Genomic DNA, 18,130 nt, shown 5'->3' with positions numbered 1-18,130 from the left:
GCCCGTTCGCCCGTGCATCATGACATCATGGTGTGAGCGATCAGCATCTTCATGATCTCGTTAGTTCCGCCGAAAATGCGCGAAATTCGGGAATCGCGGTAAAGCCGCGCTATTGGGTATTCGTTCATGTAGCCGTAGCCGCCGAACAGCTGCAGACATTCGTCAACCACGATTCCCTGCGCCTCGGTCGTCCAGTACTTGGCCATCGCTGCTGTGTCAGCATCGAGCCGGTCTTCCAGCAAAAGTCCCATACAATGATTGCAAAAGACCTTGGCGAGTACCGCCTTGGTCTTGCATTCAGCCAGCTTGAATTGCGTGTTCTGAAAATCCACCAGACGCTGCCCGAACACCTGACGGTCCTTTACGTAGGACAACGTCTCTTCAAGTGCGCGTTCCATGGCCGCAACCGCCTGCAACGCGATCAGCAGGCGTTCCTTGGCAAGCTGGGTCGTGAGTTGGCGAAACCCCATACCCTCGACTTCGCCCAATAGGCAGTCGTCGGAAACGCGGACATCGTCGAAGAACAATTCCGATGTATCCTGCGCCTCGCACCCAATTTTGTCGAGATTGCGGCCGCGACGAAAACCTGCGACGTCATCGGTTTCGACCATGAAAAGCGAAATACCGCGTCCACCGGCCTCAGGATCGGTCTTCGCAACGACGCAGATCAGGTTGGCAAGCTGGCCATTGGAAATGAAAGTCTTGGCACCATTGATGACATAGCCGTCGCCATCCTTGCGAGCGGTTGTCCGGACGGCTGCCAAGTCCGATCCCGTTCCAGGCTCGGTCATCGCGATAGCAGCGATGAACTTGCCAGTCGCCATACGCGGAAGCCAGCGCTGTTTCTGCGCCTGGGTGCCGTAATTCAGAATGTAGGGCGCCACAATGACATTGTGCAACGACACGGCGAATCCGTCGACGCCAAGGCGTATGGCCAGCATAGCAAGGATCGCTTCGTGCCGGAAGTCGCCGCCTGCCCCGCCATACTCGGTCGGGATCGAAGCGCAGAGCAGGCCTGCTTGCGCAGCCTGCTGCCACAGTTCCGGGTCTACGAAACCCTGCTCGCGCCATCGCTCGCATGCTTCCGATGTTGCATGCCTAGCGTAGAATTTCTCGACTGCGGCGGTGAACATGGAAATGTCCTGATCCTGCATGAAGGCCGGCTCTGTGACACCAAGAATGCCCATGATAATGTTCCTTTACGACAGGTCCGATCCCAATTTTCTGATCGCCTTCGTTCAGCGTGCAATCGTTGCCATCATGCCGGTCTAACGACCGGTTGGCAACCAGTCAGATCCGCTTCCGCGATGCCAATACCAGCCCGCTGATTTTCTGCTGTCACCGGATGCGGTCGTGGGCGGCACCGTGTAGGGTCTGTGAATCGTCTTTGGCTAACATCGAACTGGCAGGATCATGGATTCAGTAATATTGACTTCGCTCGACGACGGCATCCTCGCTGTACAGCTCAACAATCCGTCAGTTCGCAATGCCCTGAGCCAACCAATGGGTGCGCAGTTGCAGTGCGAGTTGCGGGACGCTGCAAACGATCCGGGCGTTCGCGTCGTCATCCTGACTGGCGTCGGCGAAGCGTTCTGCGCGGGGGCCGATGTTAGTAAGCTGGGCGTACTCGATCCAGCTGACAAGGTCATGGCCAAATATGCCGATGACCCGATCATGCAGGGCTTCGAACAGCGTAACTTGCGCATAAGGGGCAATGCGGACACTGCGACGCTGCTACACGACATGGGCAAACCGACGATCGCGATGGTCCGCGGGCCGGCTGCGGGAGCAGGCATGTCGATGGCGATTGCGTGCGACTTCCGCATCGCATCGGAAACCGCCTTTTTCACCACCGCTTTCAGTCGGATCGGCGCTTCTGGCGATCTTGGCTGCGCCTATTATCTGATGCAACTCGTCGGCCCGACGAAGGCCCGTGAATTGCTGATGCTCTCTGATAGGGTGGATGCGGCAGAGGCGCTGCGCATCGGCCTTGTCAGCAAGGTAGTCGCTGACGCCGACCTGCTCGCCGAAACAACCGCCTTCGCCCGCCGCCTTGCCGATGGCCCGCCCGTGGCCATCCGCTATATCAAGAACAACCTAGTCGCTGCCGAAGGCATCAACATGGACGCCTATCTCGACCAAGAAGCGCGCAACATGCTGCGCTGCTTCGAGACCGAAGATTCGAAGGAAGCCATCGCCGCCTTCAAGGACAAGCGCGCGCCCGTGTTCAAGGGGATATGATGATGATCGTCGAAGAACGCAATTATGCCTTTGCACCGACCGACCTGCCCGGATTCCTCAAAATCTACGAGGAAGAGGGTGTTCACATCGCAACGCGAGTGCTGGGCAACCTGCTTGGCTATTTCCGCACCGAAGTCGGCCCCGATCTAAACGAAGTCGTGCACCTGTGGGGATTCAAGGATCTCAACGATCGTGCGCTTCGTCGCGCGGCGTTGTGGCAGGATGCGGAATGGCTCGATTTCGCAGTCCGCTGCCCTTCTCCGATCCGCCAGCGCAACCGCCTGCTCATGCCGACCGCCTGGTCCCCGATCCGCTAAGAAAGAGACCCGAAATGGCTAAATGGCTTCAGTCCACCGAAACCTTGACGTTCGAAGTTCGCGACCGGATCGCCTGGATTACCTTCGACCGCCCGGAGAAGCGCAATGCGTTGAACTGGCAGGGCCTGCGCGAGTTGCGCGACGCCCTGATCGAGGCCGATGACCTGACCAACGTCCACTGTATCGTATTAGGCGGCAGCGGCCGCGACTTCTGCTCAGGTTGGGATCTGACCAGCGGAGAATCCAGCCCGGTCAAGGAAGCGCACAGCGGCAACCAGCAAGCCGAATACCGAAGCCAGACTGCTACGCTGGAGGACGACATCTGGCAGCTCGGTCGCATGAACGAACTGCGCATGGTGATGTTCGAAATGCACAAGCCTGTGATTGCTAAGGTTCAGGGCAACTGCCTCGCCAACGGCACGGACATCGCGCTGCTGGCCGACCTCGTCATCGTAGCCAGCGATGCCCGTATTGGCTATCCGCCGGTGCGGGCACAAGGTTCGCCCCCATCGCACATGTGGCTCTATCACATGGGTCCGCAGTGGGCGAAACGCATGCTGTTGACCGGCGATCTGCTCTGCGGCACCGATGCCGCCCGGCTGGGACTGGCTCTGGAGTCGGTACCGGCCGATGAGCTGGACGCCCATGTCGAGGCACTAGCTAGGCGAATCGCGGCGATCTCGCCCGATCTCCTCGCCTGCAACAAGCGGGTCGTTAATCTGGGCCTCGAGTTGATGGGTGCAAAGACCTTGCAGCGCCTCGCCAGTGAACTGGATGCCCGCGGCCATCTCTCAGCGGGACGCCTGAAGTTCCGGCAATCAATCGAGGATCTCGGCCTGAAGGAAGCCGTCCGGCGGCGCGATGCCGCTTTCGGCGACGGCATGGTCGAATATCGCTGGGACTGATCCCCTGCCCGGCAGAAACAAAAAGCAAAAAGATCGGAAAGCTATGCTTGAAACAGACAGCCCGCGACGCGGCGCGGAGGAAGTGGTCAGGTTTCTTTCAGATCATGGCCACCGGCACATTTTCGGCTTGCCCGGCAGTTCGATGGTATCGATCCTTTACGAATTGCAGGGTTCGACGATAGAATATGTGCCGGCCATACATGAATCCGTGGCGGTGGCCATGGCGGACGGATATGCACGGGTCGCCGGATCGTCGATCACCATGCTTTACCTGCTGCATGGGGTCGCAAACGGCCTAGCAAACCTCTACAACGCCTGGCGCGACGAAAGCCCTGTAACGGTCATAGCGTCGCAGCAGGCCTCGCACCTCAGGACGCCGGGGTGGACCATCGGCGAAGGCGATGTTGTCAATCTCGTCAGGCCCTATACGCGAATGGCGCACGAACTGTCGGCTGGTGCCCCGGTAAGGCGGTGGATGGAAGCCGCGCGGCGTGCGTCAACCGGTCCGCAACCAGGGCCGGTACTGCTCTCGATGCCAGAAGACGTGCTGCAGGACAAGGCAGCCGCGGTGCCCGGTCGTACGTCCAAACACCCGCGCCCGGTGGCGCCAGATATGACACGCATCGCCGACGCGCTCGCCGGCGCGTCGCGGCCTTTGATAGTGGTTGGGGGACAGTTACGCCGGTTCGGCGGCTCCGCTGCAGTCGAAAGGATCGCGGAGAAGTACGAAATCGCGGTCGCCTATGAAAGCGGCTTCAACGACCGTCTCGGCGTGGCTCCGGGACATTCGCACACTATCGGCAATGTCGGCGCTCACGCCATGGCGGCAGAGAAGAAGGCCGACGTGGTGGTGATGATCGGCGCGCGATCGCTAAACGAAGCGCATCCGCGCAGTGGGTGGTTCGATGCCGCGAATTTCGTGGCGCAGATCAACAATGATCCAGCGAAGCTGGAAGAAACGGTTACGGCCGACTTCAGCCTCGCGCACGATCCCGGCAGCGCGGCGGAGGCGCTGGAGGCGGCTCTCGCGGAACGGCCAGTCACGCCCGCCTTGCTGGAGGCTCGCGCCAGATATGTAGAAGAGATCAAGTTGGCACCACTCTTTCCTGCGCAACAGGCGATCCACTCACCTTACGGTCCAGCGGTAGAAGCGCTGCAGGGCGCACTCGATCGCGGTTGGCTGGTCGATGAATCGGTCATGGGCTCGGTCGCCTTCATGCATGGCCTGCAGTCGAAGGATGGCTCTCGCTATGTTTCAACTACTGGCGCCGCGCTGGGCTGGGGCACTGGCGCGGCTGCCGGGGTGGCGCTTGCGTCCGGCGATCCCGTCACCCTCGTCATCGGCGATGGCTCGCTGCGCTTTGGTGCTCTGGGTTTGTGGTCGATCCGAGAACGAAACCTGCCGATCACAATCGTCGTGCTGGACAATGGCGGCTACGGTTCGACACGCTATTATGAACGCGCCTTTTTGGCTAATCTTGGCGAGGAAGCGCCGTTCGCGAAGCCAAGTTACAATGGCAGCGACTTCCGCGCTACCGGGTCAACCGTTGGCGGCATCATCGAAGGGTTTGGCATAGCTTGCCGCAAGCTCGGTCCGGCGGATGATCCGAAAAGCGCGGTAGAGGCTGCGTGGGAGCAATCGCACGAAGGCCCAAACGCCATCGTAATTCCTATGGGATTTTCATAGATCGGCGAAGGCGTCGAGGGCGTTTCTAACTAAGCGCTGGATATCACGATAAATTTTCGAACGATCATGACAATAAAAACAGGACAGGAAAATGACAAGAACGCTTGATTTGGCGATCAGAAATGGAACGCTGATCGATGGAACGGGAAATCCGGCTTTCCGCGCCGACATCGGCGTTCGCGACGGTCGGATTGTGTCGATCGGTGACGACGTCGGCCCAGCCCGGCAGGAAGTCAATGCTTGTGGCCTCAATGTCGCGCCGGGTTTTATCGACGTCCATACACATTATGACGCCCAGGTTTTCTGGGATCCGACACTGTCACCGTCGAGCAATCACGGCGTGACGACGGTCTTCGGCGGCAACTGCGGTTTCAGCATCGCACCCCTGAGCGGAAAACCGGAAGATGCAACATATCTCATGCGCATGCTGTCACGGGTCGAAGGCATGCCGCTTGAAAGCCTAGAAGCCGGCGTGCCTTGGTCTTGGACCAGCTTTGCCGATTATCTGGCCGAAGTCGAACGCGGCGTGGCGGTCAACGCCGGTTTCCTGGTCGGTCATTCGGCATTGCGCCGTGCCGTCATGGGCGACCGCGCAATCGGCTACACGGCCAGCGAAGACGAGATTACGGCTATGTGCGATCTGCTCGATGCCTCGCTCCAATCCGGCGGCCTTGGCTTTTCAACAACGCTGTCGGCGACCCACAGCGATGCGGAAGGGCAGCCGGTGCCGTCACGTCATTCCAGCGATACCGAACTGATGGCGCTGGCCGCAGTGGTCAGGAAACACGAAGGCACCTGGCTCGAAATGGTTTCCGACACGGGTACGTCGTTCAAGCTGGAGAACGTCGAACGCATGACGCAGATGTCGCTTGCTGCGGAGCGGTCGCTCAACTGGAACGTCCTCTCGCCCAATTCCCGTTACCGCGAAATCTACAACAACCAGCTGGCAGCCAGCGACTATGCCGCTGGGCGCGGCGCAAAAGTCATCGCCCTTGTGGCTCCGCAGGCGATTGGCCTAGTGCTTACTTTCGAAGCCGGCATGGTGATCGATGCGATGAATGGCTGGGGACCGGTCATGGCTTTGCCGGTTCCCGAGCGGATCGCGAAACTTTCCGATCCCGAGATACGCAAGGAACTCAGCCATTCAGCCCACCAGGCCAGCGGCCCTATCGGCGATCTGGCCGACTGGAGCTCGTGGACTATCGTCGAGACCGAGCGGGAGGAGAACAAGGCGCTGGAAGGGCAGACGGTCGGCGCACTAGCCTCTCGCCTGAACAAGGCGCCGCTCGATGCCATGCTCGACCTCGCCATTGAGGAAGACCTGAAGACACGTTTCATGCCCAACCTGTCGGGAGCTGATCACGAAAGCTGGCAGATGCGCGGCGCGGCGTGGCGTGACGATCGCGCGATCATCGGTGCATCGGATGCTGGCGCGCACCTCAACATGATCGACACGTTCGCCTTCTCGACCCAAGTGCTGCAGCAGGGTGTGCGCGAACGCCGTCTGCTCGAATTGGAAGAAGCGGTCCATCGCATGACGGACCTGCCCGCCCGCGCGTTCGGCTTGCGCGATCGGGGCCGTCTGGCGGAGGGCTATTATGCCGACATCGTGGTATTCGACCCGGACACAATCGCCTGCGGACCGCTTCACACCCGAAATGACCTGCCGGCGGGCGCAGGACGCCTTTATTGCGATGCCATCGGGGTTCATCATGTCCTCGTCAATGGCCAACTCATCGTAACCGAAGGGCACAGCACCGGCGCACTTCCAGGCACGGTGCTCCGCTCGGGCCGCGACACGCGCACCGTTCCTATCGCAAGCCCTTTGGCAAGCGCAGCCTGAAAGGAAAGCCGTAAAATGACCGCCAATAATCTCGCTTCTAAGGATTTCCGGTCCGCGCTCGGCTCTTTCGCGACCGGGGTCACGATCGTTACCACCGTCGCACCGGACGGGACCGATGTCGGGATGACGGCCAACAGCTTCAATTCCGTCTCAATGGACCCGCCACTCGTGCTCTGGAGCATCGGCAAGAACGCACTCAGCCAACCGGCCTTTGCCACGGCGGGGCATTTTGCGGTGCACATCCTCGCGTCCGATCAGCAATCGCTGTCTGATCGCTTCGCACGGCGGGGCGAAGACAAGTTCGCTGGGCTGGAGCTGGAGCGCGGGCCGGGAGATGTGCCGTTGCTCGACGGTTGCGCGACCCGGTTCAAATGCCGCACCGCCTATCGCTACGACGGTGGTGACCACGACATCATCGTGGGCGAAGTGCTCGAATTCGATCATTTCGAGAAGCATCCGCTCGTCTTTCACCGCGGCAGGTATTCGGCAGTCGCACCGGCGGCAAGTGAGCGCGAACTGGCCGGGCAGTCGCTGGACTTCCTGCTCGTCCGTGCGCAGTTCGCAGCGTCTCGCGAGATTCACAAGGAGCTCGCCCGGGCGGATCTGGATGATAACGAGTATTTCGCGCTTACCGCACTGGGCGTTCGCCCGCTGACCATCGGTGAGATGAACGAGATCGGCCAGTTTTACGCCTGCATTGTCGATCATGCAGCAATCGATCACATGACCGACATCGGCCTGATCGACGTCAACGAAGGTGCCGATGGCAAAATCACATTGACCGAAAAGGGGCATATCCTGGTGTTGCGCCTTCTCGCGATCGGCAAGGACAGTGAGCAGACCATGCTCGACCAGTTCGAACCCTGGGAAGGCCAGTTCCTGAAGGACGCCCTTCGCCGCATCGGTAGGACTACACCGTCGGTTGCGCCTACCCCGCCAGCTGTAAAGGATTGATACCGCCCGACATTCTACACCTCGTCTTCGACGGGAAACCGGCAGTCGAGGCAAGTACCGAAATACTGGGCAGGAGAACTCCGTGTCACAACTCTACGACCTAATCCTGCGCAACGGCACCATCGTCGACGGCGGTGGCGGCGCGGCCTTTGTCGGCGATGTGGCAATAGCCGGCAGCCGCATTGCAGCCGTGGGTCGGGTTTACGTCACCGCGCCAGAAGAAATCGATGCAACGGGCAAACTGGTGACACCCGGCTTCGTCGATGTGCATACCCATTACGACGGCCAAGTAACTTGGGAAAACAGGCTGATGCCATCGTCCAACCACGGGGTAACAACCGTAGTGATGGGGAATTGCGGCGTCGGGTTCGCACCCGTTCGCGTGCACGAGCGCGAGATAACGATCAAACTGATGGAAGGGGTTGAGGACATTCCCGAGGTGGTCATGGCCGCAGGTGTTCCTTTCAACTGGGAAACCTTTCCCCAGTATCTCGACGCCCTTGCCGAGCGCGAGACAGACATCGATTTTGCGACGCAAGTGCCTCATTCGCCATTGCGGGTCTACGTGATGGGCAAGCGCGGCGCGGACATGGAAGCGCCGACTTCGGACGAGCTCGACCAAATGACCAATTTGACCGCCGACGCCATTCGCGCGGGGGCGATCGGCGTCTCCACTTCGCTGAACATGGTGCACCGTTTCCGCGATGGGCGTTCGGCTCCCTCTGTGCTGACCCAGGCAGATGAAGTGCTCGCGCTGGCACAAGGACTGCGTGACGCCGGGTCGGGCGTCTTTCAGCTGATCGGCAACAGCGAATTGTCGAAAGAGGATCAGTTCGACATGCTGCGCCGGATTGCGCAGACCTCGGGCCGGCCGGTATCCTTCACCTTCGCGCAGTCGCCGCAGCAACCGGGGGAGTGGCGCTGGACGCTAGCGGAACTGGCGGAGGCGAACCGCAACGGCATGGAAATCCGCGGACAAGTTATTCCGCGACCGCCCGCGATCATGATGGGGCTGGAACTGTTGTTCCACCCGTTTTCGCTGCATCCATCATTCCAGCCGCTGATCGACCTGCCTTTGGCCGACAAGGTCGAAGCCATGCGCGACCCGGCAATGCGCCGACGGCTTTTGTCGGAAAAGCCAGTTGACAGCAATCCCCACTTCCTCAACATCGTTGCTGAACACGACCTCCTGTTCCCGCTTGGCGATCCGCCCAACTATCACCCCTCGGCGGAGGAAAGCGTGGGAGCAATCGCACGGCGGCAAGGTCGCGAGCCGCTCGATGTCGTCTACGATCTTCTGCTCCTACGCGACGGTCGGGAAATCCTGTACCGGCCACTTGGCAACCTAGAGGGCGAGCGGTTCGAAAGCGCGGGCAGAAACATGCTCAAGAGCGAACATACGATACTTGGCCTTGGCGACGGCGGAGCACATTATTCGTCGATCTGCGACGCCGCCTACCCGACCTATTTTCTGACATACTGGTCGCGGGATGCGGCGCCGGACAGAAAAGTGGAACTGCCCGAAGCCATCCATCAATTGAGCCGGCAGCCCGCGGTCGCCATGGGCCTGCTTGACCGCGGACTTGTGCGCGAAGGCATGAAGGCCGACCTTAACGTGATCGACCTTGACGCACTGCATCTATATGCACCGCTGCCCACATATGATCTTCCCACCGGTGGACGACGCCTGTCACAACGCGCCGACGGGTATGTCGCGACGATTGTCTCGGGCAAGGTTACTTATCGCGAGGGCGAACACACCGGCGCGCTGCCGGGTCGGCTGGTTCGCGGACAAAGGAATTGAACATGGACTTGCGCCGCCTCGCCGATGATATGCCGTTCGGATTAACGGTACACGGACTTGACGCCGACCAGATCCAGCATGCAAGCATACGGCAGGAACTGCGCGAATTGTGGATCCGCGAAGGCCTTGTCGTTTTTCGTGGGGGACCCAGCGATCCGGTCTTTCAGGTCGAACTATCGCGTTGCTTTGGCGAACTTCAGGTTCATTCGGTGGCAGAGATGCTGCATCCCGACTGCAAGGAGTTGTTCGTGGCCAAGGGCGGCGACGGTGCCTTGCTAGAAGTCAACGGCACAGTGCTGGGCGGTTATATTCCATGGCACTCCGATCAAGTCTTCACGGTGGAGACCAACCATGGCGGAATCCTGCGTGTCGCGCATCAGCCCGATCAGGGCGGCACTACCGGCTTCGTCGACCAGATTTCGGCCTATGACGCCCTACCCGACGACCTGCGCAAGACGATCGATGATCTCGAAGTCCTCTATGCGCTGCAATCGGGCGTGACGCCGAATTTTCGCTACCTGCCACAACAGCAGATCAACTCGGTTCGTGCGCACCCCTTCCAGTCGGGTGTAGAGCAGCGCATCGCGGCCGGCGGCTATCCCGCCGTCGTTCACCCGCTAGTATTTGTGCAGCCCGAGACGGGCCGCAAGGTGCTGAACCTGTCTCCGATGTTCGCTTGCTCAATCGTCGGGATGGGCGCTGAATAGAGCCATAAACTGCTTTGGACGCTCGCTGGACATCTTACTGACGAAAGCCGGGTCTATGATCACAAATGGCTGCCGGGCGACCTAGTGCTGTGGGACAACTGGCGCATGATCCATTGCGCGCGCGGGGTGCCGGAAGGAATGTATCGCGAAGTGCACCGAACCAGCATTGCGGGGGATTACGCGTTCGGACGGCTAGCCTGACTTTCCGGCTATCACGGATGCAATTTATCCGCTCGCAGCTACGCTAGAGGGTCCGGGACGATTGTCAACCGCCGGTGACGCTGCGATCCATCGGTAAAGTCGGCCGCACAGGCTACGGGAAGCGGGATTGTCTGAGCCATGAATGATCAACCAAAGTTCTCCGAACTGTGCAGCAAATTGCTGTCATTCGATCCTTGCGGAAATGCCGTCCAGTTCGAAGGTGAATGGCGGACTTGGGGCTGGGTGCAGGATCTGGCCCGCAAGATCGGTGAACACTTAGCGAATAGCGGCGCAAATCACGTTCCTGTCAGTTTCGTTGCCCGCAATCATCCGGCCGCCCTTGCCGGGCTCGTTGGCCTGATCACGCAGGATCGCACAATCCGCATGATCTACGCATTTCAGTCGCCGGCCGCGATTGCCGCCTCCATAGCCAAGCTTGCCTCGCCCGCCCTAGTGCTGATGGAAGGAGACCTAACGCCGGAGGTTGTCACCGCGATCGAAGCCGCCGACGTCACCTGCATCGCGCTGAGCGACGATGGCGCAACCCTCGTCAGGCGCGGCCATATCCCCGCCAACTCATCCCCGGATCCGTCGCCGACCATCGACATCCTGACCAGTGGCACGACCGGATCACCAAAGCAGTACCCGATCTCTCATGCAGTCTTCGCGCACATGATGATCAACCAGAACACTCCGGTCCTTCAGCAAAATTCCGCGCCGCCATTCCTGATGGCGTTTCCATTCGGCAACATCGCGGGCCTGTCGATGCTGATTGGATCTTTCCTGCAAGGGCAGCCGATCATGCTGCTCGATCGCTTCTCGCTCGACGTCTGGCGCGACTACGTCGTGCGCTATCGCCCTGCAAGCGTGGGGCTGCCTTCCGCAGCAGTCCCAATGATCTTGAATGCGAAGCTTTCCAAGGACGACCTTGCCTCGGTCAAGTACGTAACGACTGGCGCCGCCCCACTCGATGTGGAACTGCAGAAGGCGTTCCAAGATACTTACGGTGCGCGCATTCTTCTGGTCTATGGTGCTACCGAGTTTGGCGGACCCGTCACCGCGATGACCCCCGCTCTTGACGCGGAATGGGGCGATACCAAGCTTGGAAGTTCGGGCCGCGCCCTCCCCGGCGTCAAGCTCCGCGTCTGCGATCAAGAAACAGGCGACATCCTGCCGGCGGACGAGATCGGGCTTTTAGAAGTTGTATCACCGCGGATCGGAACAGACTGGATTCAAACATCTGACTTGGTCCGCATTGATGCGGACGGATTCCTGTACTGCATTGGACGGGCAGACGGCGCAATCATGCGCGGCGGTTTCAAGGTCCTGCCAGAAACGCTCGAGCAAGTGCTCCGACAGCATCCGGCCGTCGCGTTTGCCGGCGTCGTCGGAATCGAGGATCGCGTCCTGCATCAGGTGCCGGGCGCCGTAATCCAGTTCACACCGCAGACCGTGCTACCCGACATCGCGGAGTTGGAGGGACATGTGCGAGCGCACCTGCCGTCACCCTACGTCCCGGCCCGGTGGCAAGTGGTCGAGACGATGCCGCTGAACAGCGCGTACAAGATTGATCGTGCGGCGCTCCGCAACCTCTTCTTGACTGGGTAGATCAAGCGCTCTTACCCGACGCGCAACGCGAGAATGGTCCGAAACGCAGGAAATGCCGCATTAGCCTAAAGCGAGCCAATGGCCCGCAAGACCTACCCCAGCGACAGAATTTATACAGCATATTCAATTAATTGTTTGAAATTAAGACGCGCAAATGGTTACGCGTTTTCCACGAGTATGCGCCGCCAAGCAGTAAAAAGGCTTGCACTCTCACAACCCGTTGGAACATTAAGGCAAATCGTGATGCGGTCAGATGCATTGCGACGGGGTCTTCCGCGTCAGGTGATGGCCTCTCACGTACCGATCTAGGGATGGAAATCAAAATGACGGCTGCCGTTGCCAAGGCCAAACCAAAGGCGAAAAGCAAGGGTCTCGAGGTGCCCATTCTCAAAAAAAGTGATGCCACGCGGCAGCGCGTTCTTGACGTTACCTCGGATCTTTTCCGTCGCAACGGGTATCAGGCGACTTCAATGCGCGATATTGCCGCCGCGGTCGGGATGAAGTCGGGAAGCCTCTATTACTATTACGATTCTAAGGAAGCGCTGCTCGCCGCGATCCTCAATGACACGATCGATGCGCATTTGGCGATATTGAAAGAGGCGGTCGACAACCTGCCAGCCAATTCCACCGTCCGCCAGAAGCTGGACAAGGCGTTTCAAGCCTCGGTCAAGATTATTTCGGATTCGGGCGACATGGCAGTCGCTTCAGCGCAGACGCTATCTTTCCTGCAAGAGCCCGAGTATTCGGAACAGGTGCGCCACCGCCAAGCCTACAATCAGTTCTGGCGCGACCTAATCGAAGAAGGGAAACGCACGGGCGAAATCCGGAAAGACCTGCCGGATGCAGTGGCTTCGATGGCTATCGTCGGCGCGTTAACTTTCGTCGCCGAATGGTTCGAAAGTGATCGCAGCACGACGGACGAAGTGGGCGCGCTGTTTTCAAGTCTTTTTATCGATGGCATGCGCGCCTGAACGAGGGCCGCCTATTCTAGCGCCCGACCAAAGCCGACTGGATTGCTGAGGCATTGGCTCTCCAACGAACTCACCGGCAAGTCGCGCAGGAACAGTGACTTACTGGCTAGACAACTCACGCATCAACCTGAACACAGGTTGGATTCACGAAACTTTGCCCCAGCAACGATCGTCGGCGACGCTGCTTACCTCTGAACACGGGGATGGCTGCCTGCGATCTTCCTGAGTGAGAATTTGTCCCGCTCCGCGACGCCCCCGACTTGGTGACTGCAAAAACGCAATTATCACTTGCGATACGATCTTATATTGATCTATCGACCGTTAGGGAAATTAGATATATTGGTGCTTTGGCGACCATCGCGGGCGTGAGGTCGCGCACCGTCAGGGTACGCAAGTGGAAAGGATGTCCGTGACCTGGGCTCATCAGGATAAGTGTGCGATCGTCGGCGTTGGAGCCACCGATTATTACGTACGCGGCAAAAGCTGGCCGCGCACCATCAACGATATGACCGGCGAGGCTATACTCAAGGCCTGCGACGATGCCGGGATCAGCGTGAAGGACATTGATGGGTTCGCCTATTATGCCAGCGCCAGCGCTGGCTATGTTGACAAGTTCGACAGCGGCTCGCTGATGGAAACGCTCGGCATGCGCAACGTCAGCTTCACGGCAGCGCTCACGTCGGGCGGTGGCGGGTCGGCAGGCGCAGTCGGATTGGCGACCGCCGGGCTTATGAACGAGGATTGCCGCTATGCCGTGACGGTCATGGCTGTGCAGCAGACGCCCAACGCACGGCTCGGCGCGATCTTCGGGGCGATGAAACCGGATCCGGAAAATAGCTTTCTCCAGCCTTCCGGCCTCGTCGGCCCCGGCCACTTGATGAGCGTACTGGCGCGGCGGCACATGCATCTTTACGGTTCGACGGAAGATGCCTTTGCCGAGATCGTAATGTCGTCGCGGCAGAATGCGTTGAACCGGCCCAAGGCGATCCGTCGCACACCGCTGACGAAAGAAGACTATCTGGATTCGGTCATGCTGGCCGATCCGCTCCGTCGCCTCGACTTCTGCCTGGAAACCGACGGAGCCGTCGCAGTCATCACGACCGTCGCCGATCGCGCCAAGGATTGCCGGCACAAGCCTGCCTACATTCACGCGTGCGCACATGGCGCATCGCGCGAGTGGGGCCGCGCCTTCGGGTGGATGGGCATGCCCGATCCTGAGTTTTCCAGTTCAGGTCACCAGTTCGTGGCCGACCGTGTGTGGGCACAGTCCGGACTGCGCGCAGCAGACATGGACGTCGCCCTGATCTATGACCATTTCAGCTCGATGGTTCTTGCGCAGCTGGAAGACTATGGATTTTGCGAACGCGGCGAGGGCAATGATTATGTCCTTGGCGGCAAGATCAGGTATGATGCCAATACCCGCGGCGGCGTGAATGGGGGGATCCCCGTTAATCCCCATGGTGGCAATCTCAGCGAGGCCTACATCATCGGCATGACGCACGTGGTCGAGGCCGTCGAGCAACTGCGCGGCACGGCGATCAATCAGGTGGCCGACTGCGAATTTGCACTCGTTACCGGCGGCCCCGCGCCAATCCCGATTTCCAGCCTAATTCTGAGGAGCGCGTGATGGCCACTCCCATAGCCTATGGTCCTGCCCGCGTGCTTCCCGGCGAGCAGATTCACGTCACAACCAATCCCGACACCGAACCGTTCTGGCAGGCCGCCCGGGAACATCGGTTGACGGCCTGCCAGTGCAGTTCTTGCGGCAAGTTTCGCATGCCGCCCAGCCCTTACTGTCCGAATTGTTCCAGCAAGGAACGTGAGTGGCCCACACTGGCGGGAACGGGCAAAGTTTTCAGCTTCGCGATCTGCAGCCGCAATCCGGCGACGGGCGACGAGTTCGTCTATGTGCCGGTTGTCGTCGAGATCGACGGAGCTGGCGGAACGCGCCTCGTTGGCAACCTTACCGGCTGCAACGCAGAGGATGTGACGATCGGCATGCCGGTCGAGATCGAATGGACCGCCATCAATGACGGTTGGGTACTTCCCAACTTCCGCGTGGCCTGACAAAGGCGACACCCCATCCCTCCGGCCTCGCGCGGATTTGCGAGTGCTGGTTTTAAATTCGAGGAATCGCATGACGGATGCAGTCGTAGTCGCCACCGCCCGGACGCCGCTTGCCAAGGCATTTCGCGGCGCCTTCAACAACACGCACAGCGCTGATATGGGCGGTCATGCGATTCGCCATGCCGTCGAGCGCGCGGGGATCGACGGAGCCGAGATCGACGACGTCATCTTTGGCTGCGCCGTGCCTGAAGGGGATAGCGGCAACAACATTGCTCGCCATTCGGCGCTGGTCGGCGGTGTGCCCTTGTCTGCAGGTGCCGTCACCATCGCGCGCGCGTGCAGTTCAGGCATTCAGGCGGCAAGCTTTGCAGCACAGCGAATCATCGTGGACCGCGTCCCGATCGTCGTCGCGGGCGGAGTAGAATCGGTGAGTATGGTTGCTCCCACGCAACACAAGCCCAAGAACGGACGCAGCCCGACCATCCGGAAGGAATTTCCCGGGATGTTGTTGACGATGAACGAAACGGCAGAAGTTGTGGCCGAGCGTTACAACATCAGTCGCGAAGCGCAGGACGCCTACGCCTATCAGAGCCAGATGCGAACCGCCCATGGCCAGCAACACGGCCTGTTCGACGATGAGATTGTCCCCATGGCATCCATCAAGCTGGAAACCGACAAGGCTACCGGAGAAACCCGCGAAGTGGGCGTCTTGCTCGAGAAGGATGAAGCGAATCGTCCCGACACAACGCTGGAGAGCCTCGCCACGCTCAAGCCTGTCGTGCGTGAGAACGGCACCATCACCGCGGGCAACGCCAGCCAGCTGGCCGATGGTGCATCAGCCAGTGTCCTGATGAACGGCGCCCTTGCAGCGCAGCGCGGATTGCCGGTGATGGGGCTTTATCGTGGCTTCGCGATCGCCGGCCTTGAACCAGACGAAATGGGCATCGGACCGGTTTATGCCATTCCCAAGCTGCTCAAGCAGCACGGCCTCAAGATAGAAGATATCGATCTTTGGGAGTTGAACGAAGCCTATGCCTGTCAGGTCATCTACAGCCGCGACAGGCTGGGCATTCCTGACGATTGTCTCAACGTGAACGGGGGGTCGGTCTCGATTGGCCATCCGTTCGGCATGACTGGCGCACGGCAACTTGGCCATATCCTCATCGAGGGCAAGCGTCGGAAGGCGAAATATGTCGTAGTGACGATGTGCATCGCGGGCGGGATGGGCGCGGCTTCGCTGTACGAAATAGTGTGAACTTGGCGAGTTCCGGGCAAAGAGCAGGAAGGAGCGGCGGCAATGAGCCTTTATGGTGATTACGATGCCGAAAACGTATTTGCGAAGATCCTTCGCGGCGACGCGCCTTGTCATTATGTTTATGAAGATGAGGATATCCTCGCATTCCTAGACGGTTTCCCGCAGTCCCTCGGCCACACTCTCATCATTCCACGGCACCAACGAGCACGTAATCTGATCGAACTGGACGACGTGGCGATCGCGCCGCTGTTCACTTGCGCCAAAAGGCTCATGCAGATTCTCATCGACGAGTTGCAGCCTGACGGTGTGCAATTGATGCAGTTCAATGGCGGACAGGGCGGCCAATCCGTGTTCCATGTTCATGTCCACCTCATCCCCCGATGGCCAGGCCAACCCCTTGGCGTGCACAGTCAGACGGCTGGAAACCCCGAGGAACTGGCCGCGCTTGCCGCACGATTGCGCGCGCGCGCCATTCCGAAAGAAAGACGGATACGATGAATGCTCCGCAACAATATACGATGGCCCGGCAATCGGGCGGCGTGGCGCCGCTTCGCAGGGCAGGATCAATCAGGCGCACGACTTCTATCGATTCGACTTGGCCCGATGGGGCCGCCGCCGCCTGGCTGATGGAAGCGCGGGCAAGAGATGTCATAGCGCCAATCAGGAGCGGAACGGCGGTCGTCATTGCCGAAGCCGGTTATATGATGCGGATATCCCCTCGCCGCGAGATTCTCGAACTGAGCGCTTGGCCGGAGGATGCGCGCATCGCGCAGTTGATCGGTGTACGGGCGGGTGGCGAGAGTCGCAGCAAGATAAGTTCAATCCTTGGCGAACTGGCAGGCGCTCCGCTTTACCAGATCCTCGACGATTTTGCGGGCTCCAGCCTCGTCGCGCGCTGGATCTGGTCCCAATGGAAAGACGATTGGCAAGCCTTCCGAAAAGAAACCGAGATCGACAAGTCGCACGGTCGCAACGGAGAAATGCTTGACGTTTGCACCGGTTTTGCAAAGGGATCGACGGCACTGAACGAGATCGACATGTCGGGCAGGAACTTCTCCGATGCGCCCCATGTAGGGGGCCTGCCCAACCCCGATGATCCGAACAGCTGGCACAAGATGGCCGAGCAACAGGGACCGGCCATGCGACGGGCGCGGCGCATCGACGCTTGGCGCGACGGAAATCTCATAATCGTCGATGCCTTTTTTCAGGACAGCGGCACTTCCCCTGCCGGCGGACGGCGCGGAGTTCACGAATATCGCGTCCATGCCGAAATCGATGGCGCAACCTACACCATGCTTTCGCTTCAGGCGCTGCCGATGATTCTGCCGTTTGCCGAATGTCCCGGCGCATCCGTGAAGGCCGGGCGCGTGGTCGGCCGCAATGTCGCCGAGTTCCGAAATGTGGTGCTCGACGTGCTCCCAGGTACGCTCGGCTGCACACACCTTAACGACGTCCTGCGCTCGCTCGCCGATGTTCCGGCGATGGTTAGTGAGCTCGACAAGGGGATCGAGGCACATGTCGGCTAAGAAACCCGGCACCTAGCAATCATTAGACTGGTGATTAGGAGGAA

General features: G+C 59.8%; 15 protein-coding genes and 1 pseudogene. 15 read left to right on the top strand and 1 reads right to left on the bottom strand.

The genetic code is table 11. The features are described 5' to 3' along the window. Positions 1–17: 17 nt before the first annotated feature. Complete coding sequence (locus J2W40_RS16480) at positions 18–1,187, bottom strand: acyl-CoA dehydrogenase family protein (RefSeq protein ID WP_310226842.1); 1,170 nt, start codon at positions 1,185–1,187, stop codon at positions 18–20. A gap of 226 nt (positions 1,188–1,413) precedes the next feature. Here J2W40_RS16480 and J2W40_RS16475 point away from each other — a divergent pair, with 226 nt between their 5' ends. The 15 genes and pseudogenes from J2W40_RS16475 (at position 1,414) to J2W40_RS16400 (ending at position 18,086) form a co-directional block, all read left to right on the top strand. Continuing rightward, on the top strand, positions 1,414–2,241 hold the full coding sequence (locus J2W40_RS16475; RefSeq protein ID WP_310226840.1) for an enoyl-CoA hydratase: 828 nt from the start codon (positions 1,414–1,416) through the stop codon (positions 2,239–2,241). Further along, positions 2,238–2,558, top strand: a complete 321-nt coding sequence (locus tag J2W40_RS16470; protein ID WP_310226838.1) for an NIPSNAP family protein — start codon at positions 2,238–2,240, stop codon at positions 2,556–2,558. Before J2W40_RS16475 ends, J2W40_RS16470 begins: the two co-directional genes overlap by 4 nt. 14 nt (positions 2,559–2,572) lie before the next feature. After that, a complete protein-coding gene (locus tag J2W40_RS16465; RefSeq protein ID WP_310226836.1) occupies positions 2,573–3,463 on the top strand; it encodes a crotonase/enoyl-CoA hydratase family protein in 891 nt (296 codons plus the stop codon). Further along, the gene (locus tag J2W40_RS16460; RefSeq protein WP_310226834.1) at positions 3,420–5,150 is read left to right on the top strand and encodes a thiamine pyrophosphate-binding protein; all 1,731 of its coding nucleotides are present in this window, start codon (positions 3,420–3,422) and stop codon (positions 5,148–5,150) included. The genes J2W40_RS16465 and J2W40_RS16460 overlap by 44 nt, the downstream gene beginning before the upstream one ends. Before the next feature lie 91 nt (positions 5,151–5,241). After that, positions 5,242–6,993 carry an N-acyl-D-amino-acid deacylase family protein gene (locus J2W40_RS16450; RefSeq protein ID WP_409050393.1) on the top strand — a complete coding sequence of 584 codons (1,752 nt, stop codon included), beginning with the start codon at positions 5,242–5,244 and terminating at the stop codon, positions 6,991–6,993. Positions 6,994–7,008: 15 nt separating this feature from the next. Beyond that, complete coding sequence (locus J2W40_RS16445; protein WP_310226831.1) at positions 7,009–7,947, top strand: flavin reductase; 939 nt, start codon at positions 7,009–7,011, stop codon at positions 7,945–7,947. 82 nt (positions 7,948–8,029) lie between these two features. Then, positions 8,030–9,751, top strand: a complete 1,722-nt coding sequence (locus J2W40_RS16440) for an N-acyl-D-amino-acid deacylase family protein (RefSeq protein WP_310226829.1) — start codon at positions 8,030–8,032, stop codon at positions 9,749–9,751. A 2-nt stretch (positions 9,752–9,753) separates the two neighbouring features. Continuing rightward, positions 9,754–10,659, top strand: a pseudogene (locus J2W40_RS16435) (TauD/TfdA dioxygenase family protein). Positions 10,660–10,797: 138 nt separating this feature from the next. Continuing rightward, positions 10,798–12,267, top strand: coding sequence for a class I adenylate-forming enzyme family protein (locus tag J2W40_RS16430; protein ID WP_310226827.1), 1,470 nt, complete (start codon positions 10,798–10,800; stop codon positions 12,265–12,267). Between the two features lie 323 nt (positions 12,268–12,590). Further along, positions 12,591–13,238, top strand: coding sequence for a TetR/AcrR family transcriptional regulator (locus tag J2W40_RS16425; protein ID WP_310226825.1), 648 nt, complete (start codon positions 12,591–12,593; stop codon positions 13,236–13,238). 409 nt (positions 13,239–13,647) lie between these two features. Further along, on the top strand, positions 13,648–14,865 hold the full coding sequence (locus tag J2W40_RS16420; RefSeq protein ID WP_310226823.1) for a thiolase C-terminal domain-containing protein: 1,218 nt from the start codon (positions 13,648–13,650) through the stop codon (positions 14,863–14,865). After that, on the top strand, positions 14,865–15,305 hold the full coding sequence (locus tag J2W40_RS16415) for a Zn-ribbon domain-containing OB-fold protein (protein WP_310226821.1): 441 nt from the start codon (positions 14,865–14,867) through the stop codon (positions 15,303–15,305). Before J2W40_RS16420 ends, J2W40_RS16415 begins: the two co-directional genes overlap by 1 nt. Positions 15,306–15,375: 70 nt before the next feature. Further along, entirely contained in the window at positions 15,376–16,560 is a 1,185-nt protein-coding gene (locus J2W40_RS16410) for an acetyl-CoA C-acyltransferase (protein ID WP_310226878.1), read from the top strand. 42 nt (positions 16,561–16,602) lie between these two features. Continuing rightward, entirely contained in the window at positions 16,603–17,058 is a 456-nt protein-coding gene (locus tag J2W40_RS16405; RefSeq protein WP_310226819.1) for an HIT family protein, read from the top strand. Continuing rightward, on the top strand, positions 17,055–18,086 hold the full coding sequence (locus tag J2W40_RS16400) for a DUF2889 domain-containing protein (RefSeq protein WP_310226817.1): 1,032 nt from the start codon (positions 17,055–17,057) through the stop codon (positions 18,084–18,086). Before J2W40_RS16405 ends, J2W40_RS16400 begins: the two co-directional genes overlap by 4 nt. Positions 18,087–18,130 lie beyond the last annotated feature (44 nt).

Source organism: Sphingobium xenophagum (assembly GCF_031457465.1).
Taxonomy (GTDB): Bacteria; Pseudomonadota; Alphaproteobacteria; order Sphingomonadales; family Sphingomonadaceae; genus Sphingobium; species Sphingobium xenophagum_A.
The sequence above is the reverse complement of the archived record's forward strand: the minus strand, read 5'-3'. Positions and strand labels throughout refer to the sequence as shown.